Genomic DNA, 9,948 nt, shown 5'->3' on the forward strand with positions numbered 1-9,948 from the left:
TGCGCGGCGGCCTTCGGCCTTGACTCCGCGCAACCGAATGAAGCCAAAGTCCCGCATAGCCGCCCCTCGTGAAAGCATCGCAGAGGGCGCGGGAAACATTCGTCAGGTGGCGAACACCAGCTGCTGCATTGAAGGCTGTCGTCGCTTGGCACAAGACGCCGTGCGATAGCACCGAGGGTTTGGGCGCGCAGCGTCGTGTCGAAGGGGCGGCCTGGCGACTTGCAGCGACCTTTTTCTGCAACCAAGACAAGAACGCATTCGTAATTTGGCCCCGCTGTCTGAATGCAAGGGCCGCGGCTTTTGTTGGCGTGCTGATGCATGTCCTGTGTCAGGATGACTGTCACAGCGTTTTCAGGTATTCCAACAGCGCCTGCCGCTGTGTGTCGCTGAGCCGGTCAGCGAATGTATGGCCTGAATTCCCATAGCCGGGGCGTGTGGTGTCATAAACCCGCGCCCTCTCTGTGCCTGCGGGGACAGAATCCTTGCCTGCCTCCAGGGTTTCACTGCGCCAGCCCATCGCCTCGGGGTCGTAGTCCTGTGGTGTGACATGCCGCCAGAAGGTGGGGCGCAACCGGCTGTCCAGAAGTGCCGCGAGGTTGGGGACCGATCCGTTATGCAGATAGGGCGCTGCGGCCCATATCCCGTCCAGCGGGGGCGCGATATAGCCTTCGGCGGGGGCTGCACGCACTGTGCCCCCATGAGGGGAGCGATCTACCCAGTCATAAAAGCGGTCAAGGCTGCCATCGGTCATGGTTTGCGCATAAAGCGGGTCTGTGCCGATTTCATCCAGCGGGACAATGCGGTTGGGGTAGCTGTGTGTGTCGCCATAGGTGCCGTGACAACTGGCACATTCCGACATGAACAGGTCTTGCCCCTGCGCGGCCAGTTGCCGGTCGATCGGATAGGGATAGGCGGGCGGTGTCAGGTCAGCCAGATAGGCGCGAATGTCAGGCGCATAGCTGTCAATCTCGGCCAGTTCCTCGACGCTATCTGCGCAGAGCATTGATGCGAAAATCATGTAGCGCGAATGATCCCCGCGCCCGATTGTGGTGTAGAACATCGCATTTTTCTTGCCCATCCACCACCAAGGCGGGGTGCGCAGCGGAACAGGTGTGTTCTGGGGCGGGTCGAGCAGCGGGTCTTGCGACCACTCCATCGTGCGCGCATCACGATGCGCCATCAAGGCCCAGCTCAGATTGGTGGCGGGGTTCATTCCAATCGTGCTGGTCTGGATATAGGGCGCGATCCCGTCAATCCGGTCTGCCCAAAGCTGCCAGGCCGCGCTTTCGTCTGGTCCCTGCACATAGCGGCCAACCTGCGTGACAAGCTGGCGCGGGTCAGTGGTGAAATCGGCAAAAGCATCGCCCAGCCCGACAACAACCTCATCCCCGATGCGCCCGGCGTGGCAGACCAGACAGTTATTCGAAACTACCTCGACGCCCGCATCATTGACATGCGCTGTCAGGAAATATGGCAGTTCAGCATTGCGCCCGGTGCGGCCCGGCAGCAGCATTGCAGGGTCGGTTTCGGGAGCAATGCGGCGATAAGCAGAATAAGGCATGCCGCAACTGACATAGGGCTGATTGACCAGCGCCGTGTACCCGGCCTGTGGATCACCCGCGCGCTGGGGGGACTCTGCCACCCGCCCGGTTGGAGAACGGGACCTGTCGGGGTCCGGGCCAAAAGGTAGCGGCAGGCCGGCCAGCGCCCACAGTCCTGCGGCCAGACCGCCCGCGAGTAGCGCCGACACTGTGTAAACAAGGGGTTTGCGTGTCATGGCTGCCTTTCTCCCGAAAGCTGCAAGATACCTGTCCCACGTACTGGCCGCCCGTCCAACTGGCCTTCAGCATGAACCAACCCTGACCAGATGAGTGGCGTGAATGCGTGCTCTTGCGTGTCAGAGACGGCGGTAACTTGCAATTCCAGCGCGTCATCCAGCTTGATCGCCCATACCACCGGCCATTCGATCTGTGCACCTTGCCACAGTCGCGGAAATGAAACCTGCGACATTTCGCCCCCAAGTGGACGTGGTGATCCATCCGCCGCGATCAGGGCTGCATCCACGGTGGGCGCGCCCCGCCCGTCACTGCGTTGCGATACAATAACTGACAGATCGTCACCATTATCGAGATGCAGCAGCAGCCTGTCAGAAAAGACGGGGCCAGCCCCCGGCAAGGGCAATTCGCCCCATGCATGTTCGAACCATGCCGTTCCTGTAACTGGCTGTCCGACCCCGGCCATGTCGAATGTCCCCGTCACATCCAGCCGGGTAAAGGCATATCCGCGAAACGGGGCGTCGCTGCCCTCTGGGCTGATCGGTGTTTTGCCGGGTTGCAGGTCCAGCGTGACGGCAAAATCATCAGCCGTCGCGGTGAATTGCCAGCTATCCGTCGGGCTGTCATCCGGGAAAGTAAGGGTCCAGTTGTCGAAATGTAACTGCTGCAACGCGTCATCAAACCCGGCCTGACCCGACAATCCACGTCCAAACCTTTCTTCGGCAATGCCTTGCGTTCCATCTGTCGCAATCAGATGCGCACGGTAAATGTCGCGCAATTCCCAGATGGATGGCGCTGTATCTGCATGGCTGCCGGGCGGTACCAACCCGATTCGAGTCATGGAAAACTGAACATTGACGGGTGTCCCCTCTGGTCCTTGCAGATGCGCGGAGATCAGCCACGCCTCGGATCGGGCAGAGGGGTGGGCTGCATGATCTTGTGGCCAGTCCAGTGGCCTTGCCTGTTCTGGCCGTTCGAACCCGTCTTGCGACAGGCTTGCCATGGCCTCCATCCAGTTAATCTGTGTTTGCGTGGTTTCTGGCCTTGTGTCAGATTGCAAGAACCACATCCCGGCGGCAAGGCTCGCGCAGACTGCGGCGATTGCTGCGGTCCATAGGCGTGGTCTGGTCACTCTCGTTGCTCCTGTATCACGATCATCGCCCTTTGCAGGGTAAACTATTCCGTCGCGCTTCCAAACCAAGCCCGCCGCATTGCGAGTTTGCGCCTTGTAGCGCAGGGGGGAAATATGCCAAAGGCGCACAGATGCTGTCTGTGCCAGCGCTGAACAAGAGATACCAGACGCCCCGATGCCAAATGCAAAACCATGAATTTCGCTGAACCAACTTCGCCCGGCCGTGTTTCTTTGTTGTCCGGATTAAACCATTTGTGCCAAAAAGGGTCTTCATGCAGCTGGATATTGACGTCGTTCTGGATTTTGACCTGACGCAGGGCGATGCGGCCCTGCTGATGATCGAGGCGGCCAAACAACACGGACAGCATATTCTTGGCAGTGCGCTAGACATTCGGGGCGCAGAACTGCGCAAACTGGGGGCCGTGGACCCGCTGGACCAACGCATATTGGCGCGTGTTTCGAACAATCGCTTGCAGACGCGCTACGCGGCAAGCGTGAAGGTCACCCGCGCAGACAGAGCATTGGAGCAGCTTGCTGCGTCACCAATGGACGCTTTGCCTGCCGAGGCTCTGCCCTATCTGCGCCCCTCTCGCTTTTGCCCCTCGGACATGTTCGGGCAAATTGTTTCAAAGAACTTCGCGCATCTGCACGGTGGGGCAATGGTCGCGGCAATGCGTGACTGGGTTGGTGCCGCGCTTTCCTATGTTCCGGGCAGTTCGGACGCGTCGACCAGTGCAATGGACACATACAACGCGCGCGAAGGGGTCTGTCGGGATTATGCGCATCTGGTTTGCAGTTTCGCCCGCGCTGCCGGTATTCCGGCCCGCTATGTTTCGGGCTATGGCCCCGATGTCACACCGCAGGATTTCCATGCCGTTGCCGAAGTTTGGCTGGAGGGGGGCTGGCATCTTGTAGATGCAACCGGGATGAGCACCCCAAACACTCTTATTGTGATCGGCGCTGGGCGGGACTGTGGTGATGTTGCATTCCTTGAAACCCAAAATCATGCAGAATTCCGCGAGTTGCGGGTCTGTGTGTCGCGCGCCTGACGGTGTTTGCATGTCCGGGCGAATCAAAATGCAACATTATTCCGCGTTATATCCGGCAGAGCGATACCATGAATTGACCTCGCCGCCTTTACATATCACAAGGGAGGTGCTGTCTGCGTCCGCGGGGAGAAGGTTTTTTGAATAAAAATATCTCAAGAAGGCATGTCATCAGCGGGATGGCTTTGTTTGTTGTTTCTGGGTGTAGCGTGGCGCGTGGTGCGCCGTCACAGCGCGAGGTTCTGGCGAATTCCAGTGCCGAAGGTGCCGATTTTGTTCTTGAAATCGTAGCGCGCGACAGGCTGCCTGCCTATAACGGATGGGGCAAGTCGAATGGCCGGTTGTCAACATCCTGGCCCTCAGGCGGGGCCGTTCCCACAGATCAGGTTCTTGCGCCTGGCGACCGGCTTAGCTTGCGTATCTGGGATGCAGAAGAAAGCTCTCTTATCGCGTCCGCTGACAGTCCGTTTGCCGATGTCGCAAATGTGCTTGTATCGGCATCGGGCCGGGTAAGTTTGCCTTATATCGACGAGGTGCAGGTCGGGGGCCTTACGCTTGAGCAGGCGCGCTTGCGCATACAGTCGCAACTGACTGCGATTATCCCATCCGCGCAAGTGCAGGCCGAGGTTTCCCAAGGCAGGCGCAATTCAGCCCAGATGCTTGGCGGTGTTGCAAATCCCGGTGCCTATCCGTTGAATGAACGCAACTTGCCCCTGACCAGCCTGATAGCCGCTGCTGGCGGGATCAATCAGGCGCTTGTCAATCCTCAGGTGCAGATCACACGCGGCCAGCAGGTTTTTCGCCGCCCCCTTGGCTTTGTGTTGGACAGCCCCGCGCATGACCCCGCCATCCGTGGCGGGGACAGTGTGCTGATTGAAAGTGACCGGCGCACGTTCAAGGCATTGGGGGCCGCGCAGCGCGAAGAAATAATCGGCTTCGATGCAGAAGATGTCAGTGCATTGCGTGCCATTTCCCTGATGGGGGGGATCGCAGATACGCGCGCTGATCCGCGCGGCATTCTTGTGTTGCGTCGCTATACCGAAGCAGAGGTTGCCCGCGCCGGGGGGGCACCAAATACGCGTGTTGTGTTCAGTTTCGATCTGACAAAGGCCGACGGGATGTTCAGCGCCGACGAATTCCTGATTGCGGATGGGGATATCGTCCTTGCTACGCAGGCCCCTGCGGTAACCACGCAACGTGTCCTTACGCTGTTCGGTGCAATTCTTGGCTTCGGCCGCGCAGTTGGAGCGCCGTGACGGCCGCTCGGGTCCTTATCCTTGGGGCAAGCGGGCGCTTGGGGGGAATGCTGCGCCGTCACTGGATCGAGGGGCAGGGCCAGCCGTTGTGGCAGTTTCGCAGCAATCCGCCGCGTTCCGTGCCGTATGGTTCGGTGCATGTGTTCAATCCGCTGTCAGACCTGCCAGAATGTGGCCCCGTCGATGCTGTGGTGAGCCTTGCAGGGATCGTGCCGGGAAAGGTGGCGGCGCTCTCAATGAATATTGCGCTGGGGCTTGCTGCTATAAAGTGTGCAAGGGCGCTTGGCGCAAAGCATGTCTTTCTGTCATCCTCGGCTGCGGTTTATGGCGCATCAGACAGCCCGCTGCACGAAGATGGCGCAGCCACCCCCGCGAGTGCCTACGGCCAAGCAAAGCTTGATATGGAGGATGCTGCACTAGGTCTGGCCGCCCGATATGGGGTTGGTGTGACCGCATTGCGTATCGGCAATGTTGCAGGCGCTGACGCGCTGCTTGGGCGGCAGCGTAGCAGATACACCCTTGATCAATTCGCTGATGGGCGTGGGCCGGTTCGGTCCTATATCGGCCCGAAAGAGTTCACCCGCCTTTTGCAGGCACTGTCATCTCTCGCCTGCTGCGGTGCAGATATACCAACCAGGCTTAACCTTGCGCTACCCGGCGCTGTTGAAATGGCGGATCTGTGCCGCCAGGCTGCGCTCCCCTTTGACTGGCATCCAGCACCTGCGCATGCATTGCAATCGGTGGTGCTGGATATGACGCGGCTGGCAGACCTGCTGCCACTGTCCCCGGCGGACCCTGCTGCGATTGTCGCTGATTGGCGCGCAGACAGGAGGTCTGCGTGACAAGGTCAAAACGGCAATTCGATCTGTTCCTTGCAACCCTGCTGGTGCCACTGATCCTGCCTTTGCTGGGTGTGCTTGCCCTATTGCTCTGGGTGGTTCAGGGGCGCCCGGTTTTTTTCGGTGGTGAACGTATGCGCAGTAGCACTCAGGCGTTCACGTTATGGAAATTGCGCAGCATGTCGATGGTCGCGTCGGATAGCGGTGTTTCTGGCGGTGACAAGCTGGCGCGGATAACGCCGATGGGCCGCATTCTGCGCCGCTCGCGCATGGATGAATTGCCACAGTTATTCAACATCTTTCGTGGCGATGTCAGCTTCGTGGGGCCGCGCCCGCCTTTGCGCCTTTATGTTGAACGCTTTCCGGAAATCTATGATCAGGTTTTACGCGTGCCGCCGGGCATAACCGGCTTGGCAAGTCTTGTATTTGCGGCTCATGAGGAACGGCTATTGACGCGCAGCACATCGGCCGAAGCCACGGATGCGATCTATGCGCGGATATGTGTGCCACGCAAAGCCAGACTCGATCTGATTTATCAGCGCCATCAAAGCCTCGGCTTTGATCTGTGGTTGATCTTCCTGACCGGCGCGCGGGTGCTTGGATTCGTGCGGGGGCGCAGGCTGCCACGGGGGTGGCGGATCGGATCATCGCCCGCCCGCCGAAAGTGAACAGGGCCCCAAAAGGGGCCCTGCACGATTGTTGCTTCACACTGTTACATTGACAGCAAGGCAGAACTTTCATGACGCGCCAGAACCCGGCGTGCAGCTGCATATTCGCCCTGACCTTTGCGCGTGGCCAGTTCAGGGAATAGCGCAAGCAATTCATCACGCTGCTGCGTGTCCAGACCATTCAACGTGACATCGGCTGGCTGGAAGCTCTCGCTCCATGCACCTTCAGAGTCGATGATCTGATGGCTGTCGAACATGATATGGACATAGGTGACCGGGCGCGGATCGTGTTCAATGCCCGGCTGCCCGACCAGATCACAGGCCGCGACAAGTACTTCACGCTCACCAAACAACAACTCGGCCTGATATCCGCTGATCAGCATCCGGTGCCCCGGTGAAACTCGCAGATCGCGTCTGGGCATCTGGTTGCCCAAGGCCCCTGCACGGATCAGGACCGAAACGAAGTCGGGATTGCGCGTCAGATACGCGGTATCCAGCGTCCGTTGACCCGCCCAGCGCACTTGCTGGAACCCATCGTCGCGTGTCAGAACCTTGTCGCCGATCTTGATGTCCTCGACCAGTTTCGGCCCTTCGGCAGTCACGATCAGCGTTCCGGCAGCGAAACACGGGACTGTGATATGCACTGTCGCATGATCGGCGCCCCCATTACCGTCGCTGACAACATACTCGAACGTGTCCTTCCCGAAAAAGCCTGCATTGGGCTTGTATGTGAAAGATCCGTCCGGCTGCATCGTTACAGTGCCGTTCGCAGGCTGCGTGTTCAGCTTGACAGTCAGCGGGTCACCATCCGGGTCACTGTCATTGTCCAGCACATTCCCTTCGAAGGCCTTGTCGATCCCCATCGTTTCGAATTTGTCATCCACCGCCACGGGTGGCCGGTTGGCAGGCGCGCATTCTTTCTCAGTGAACAGGTTCACTGTCGCCGTATCCTGACCGCCATTCCCGTCGCTGATAGTGTAGGTGAAGCTGTCCTCACCTGCGAAGCCATCATTGGGGGTGTAGGTGAAGGTCCCGTCCGGGTTCATCGTCACAGTCCCATTCGCAGGGTCTGTGTTGCCAATGACAGTCAGCGGGTCGCCATCCGCATCGGTGTCGTTATCGAGAACGGACCCCTCTATCGCCTGGTTAAAGGCACCCGAGAAGAAGTCGTTCTCGGCATCCGGCTCCGTGTTTGGTCTCTCGGCGACATTGACAGTCACGGTCGCTGTATCGGTGCCACCATTCCCATCGCTGACCGTATAGGTGAAGCTGTCCTCTCCGCTGAAGCCTTCATTCGGAACATAGACAAACTGCCCATTCGCATTGATCACAACAGACCCGTTTGCCGGTGCTGTGTTTCCGATCACGGTCAGATCATCGCCATCAGGATCGCTGTCATTGTCGAGGACCGACCCCTCGATCGCAGAGTTGAAGGCCCCGTCGGCAACATCGTCTTCCGCGACAGGTGCCCCGTTCACATTCAGCGTGACGGTGGCGGTATCTGTCCCGCCATTGCCATCGCTGACCGTGTAGGTGAAGCTGTCCTGCCCACTGAAGCCGTCATCGGGCACATAGGTAAAGGTGCCATCCTCGTTGAGGACAAGCGTGCCGTTCTCAGGCTCGGTATTGCCGATGATCGTCAGCGGATCGCCATCTGCATCCGTGTCGTTGTCCAGCACGGACCCTTCGATCGGCGCGCCTTCCTGCCCGTTGACGATATCGTCATTGGCCTCTGGCGCCGTGTTCGGTTGCTCGCCGACATTGACGGTCACGGTCGCTGTATCGGTGCCACCTTTCCCATCGCTGACCGTATAGGTGAAGCTGTCCTCTCCGCTGAAGCCTTCATTCGGAACATAGACAAACTGCCCATTCGCATTGATCACAACAGACCCGTTTGCCGGTGCTGTGTTTCCGATCACGGTCAGATCATCGCCATCAGGATCGCTGTCATTGTCGAGGACCGACCCCTCGATCGTAGAGTTGAAGGCCCCGTCGGCAACATCGTCTTCCGCGACAGGTGCCCCGTTCACATTCAGCGTGACGGTGGCGGTATCTGTCCCGCCATTGCCATCGCTGACCGTGTAGGTGAAGCTGTCCTGCCCACTGAAGCCGTCATCGGGCACATAGGTAAAGGTGCCATCCTCGTTGAGGACAAGCGTGCCGTTCTCAGGCTCGGTATTGCCGATGATCGTCAGCGGATCGCCATCTGCATCCGTGTCGTTGTCCAGCACGGACCCTTCGATCGGCGCGCCTTCCTGCCCGTTGACGATATCGTCATTGGCATCCGGCCCTGCGTTCACATTCAGCGTGACGGTGGCGGTATCTGTCCCGCCATTGCCATCGCTGACCGTGTAGGTGAAGCTGTCCTGGCCGAAGAAACCGTCATCCGGCACATAGGTGAAGGTGCCATCATCATTGAGGAGCAGCGTGCCGTTTTCGGGTTCGGTATTGCCGATGATCGTCAGCGGATCGCCATCCACATCAGTGTCGTTATCCAGCACAGCCCCTTCGATCGGCGCGCCTTCCTGCCCGTTGACGATATCGTCATTGGCCTCTGGTCGCGCATTCACATTCAGCGTGACAGTGGCGGTATCGGTGCCACCATTCCCATCGCTGACCGTGTAGGTGAAGCTGTCTTCACCTGCGAAGCCATCGTCAGGGATGTAGATAAACTTGCCGTCGGTCCCGATGACGAGTTTGCCATTTGAGGGCGCGGTATTGTCGATGACCTTCAGTGGGTCGCCATCCGGGTCAGAGTCATTGTCCAGCACAGAGCCCTCAATCGGCTCCCCTTCCTGGCCATTGATCGTGTCCGCAACCGCGATTGGGGCCTCATTCGGCCTCTCGCCGACCGTCAGGGTGACAGTGGCGGTATCTGTCCCGCCATTGCCATCGCTGATCGTGTAGGTGAACTGGTCAGTGCCCGCAAAACCGGTCTCTGGCGTGTAGGTGAAGGTGCCGTCCTGGTTTACCGTGACAGTGCCATTGAGCGGATCGGTATTGCCGATCACGGTCAGATCATCGCCATCCGGGTCGCTGTCATTGGCCAGCACATCGCCTTCAATGGGCTGGTTGAAATCGCCGGTGAAGCTGTCATTCGCCGCATCGGGCGCGGTATTGGGGGCGACGGTCAGGGTGACGGTGGCGGTGTCTGTGCCGCCATTGCCATCGCTGATCGTATAGGTGAACTGGTCAGTGCCCGCAAAACCGGTAGTCGGCGTGTAGGTGAAGG

Annotated in this window: 7 protein-coding genes; 4 read left to right on the forward strand and 3 right to left on the reverse strand. The window is 59.2% G+C overall.

Going from position 1 to position 9,948, the window contains the following annotated elements; genetic code table 11:
* Positions 1-340: 340 nt before the first annotated feature.
* Positions 341-1,777, reverse strand: a complete 1,437-nt coding sequence (locus EV660_RS00595) for a c-type cytochrome (RefSeq protein WP_071482457.1) — start codon at positions 1,775-1,777, stop codon at positions 341-343.
* Positions 1,774-2,907 (reverse strand): lipocalin-like domain-containing protein, encoded by a 1,134-nt coding sequence (locus EV660_RS00600; RefSeq protein ID WP_134014052.1) that lies wholly within the window; start codon positions 2,905-2,907, stop codon positions 1,774-1,776. Before EV660_RS00600 ends, EV660_RS00595 begins: the two co-directional genes overlap by 4 nt.
* A gap of 272 nt (positions 2,908-3,179) precedes the next feature.
* Here EV660_RS00600 and EV660_RS00605 point away from each other — a divergent pair, with 272 nt between their 5' ends.
* The 4 genes from EV660_RS00605 to EV660_RS00620 all read left to right on the forward strand — a co-directional run bounded on the left by EV660_RS00605 (position 3,180) and on the right by EV660_RS00620 (position 6,716).
* Positions 3,180-3,956 (forward strand): transglutaminase-like domain-containing protein, encoded by a 777-nt coding sequence (locus tag EV660_RS00605; protein WP_071482459.1) that lies wholly within the window; start codon positions 3,180-3,182, stop codon positions 3,954-3,956.
* 176 nt (positions 3,957-4,132) lie between these two features.
* Entirely contained in the window at positions 4,133-5,209 is a 1,077-nt protein-coding gene (locus EV660_RS00610) for a polysaccharide biosynthesis/export family protein (RefSeq protein ID WP_071482460.1), read from the forward strand.
* A complete protein-coding gene (locus EV660_RS00615; RefSeq protein WP_269148144.1) occupies positions 5,206-6,051 on the forward strand; it encodes an NAD-dependent epimerase/dehydratase family protein in 846 nt (281 codons plus the stop codon). The genes EV660_RS00610 and EV660_RS00615 overlap by 4 nt, the downstream gene beginning before the upstream one ends.
* A complete protein-coding gene (locus EV660_RS00620; protein WP_071482462.1) occupies positions 6,048-6,716 on the forward strand; it encodes a sugar transferase in 669 nt (222 codons plus the stop codon). The genes EV660_RS00615 and EV660_RS00620 overlap by 4 nt, the downstream gene beginning before the upstream one ends.
* Before the next feature lie 44 nt (positions 6,717-6,760).
* Here EV660_RS00620 and EV660_RS00625 read toward each other — a convergent pair.
* On the reverse strand, positions 6,761-9,948 hold a 3,188-nt coding region (locus tag EV660_RS00625), incomplete at its 5' end, for an Ig-like domain-containing protein (protein ID WP_168800663.1).

It is taken from the genome of Roseinatronobacter bogoriensis DSM 18756 (assembly GCF_004366635.1).
Lineage (GTDB): Bacteria > Pseudomonadota > Alphaproteobacteria > Rhodobacterales > Rhodobacteraceae > Roseinatronobacter > Roseinatronobacter bogoriensis.

Bases quoted from the DNA above. Each gene is read 5' to 3' on its own strand.
- EV660_RS00595 (WP_071482457.1), bottom strand. From the start codon at position 1,777: ATGACACGCAAACCCCTTGTTTACACAGTGTCGGCGCTACTCGCGGGC.
- EV660_RS00605 (WP_071482459.1), top strand. From the start codon at position 3,180: ATGCAGCTGGATATTGACGTCGTTCTGGATTTTGACCTGACGCAGGGC.
- EV660_RS00610 (WP_071482460.1), top strand. From the start codon at position 4,133: ATGGCTTTGTTTGTTGTTTCTGGGTGTAGCGTGGCGCGTGGTGCGCCG.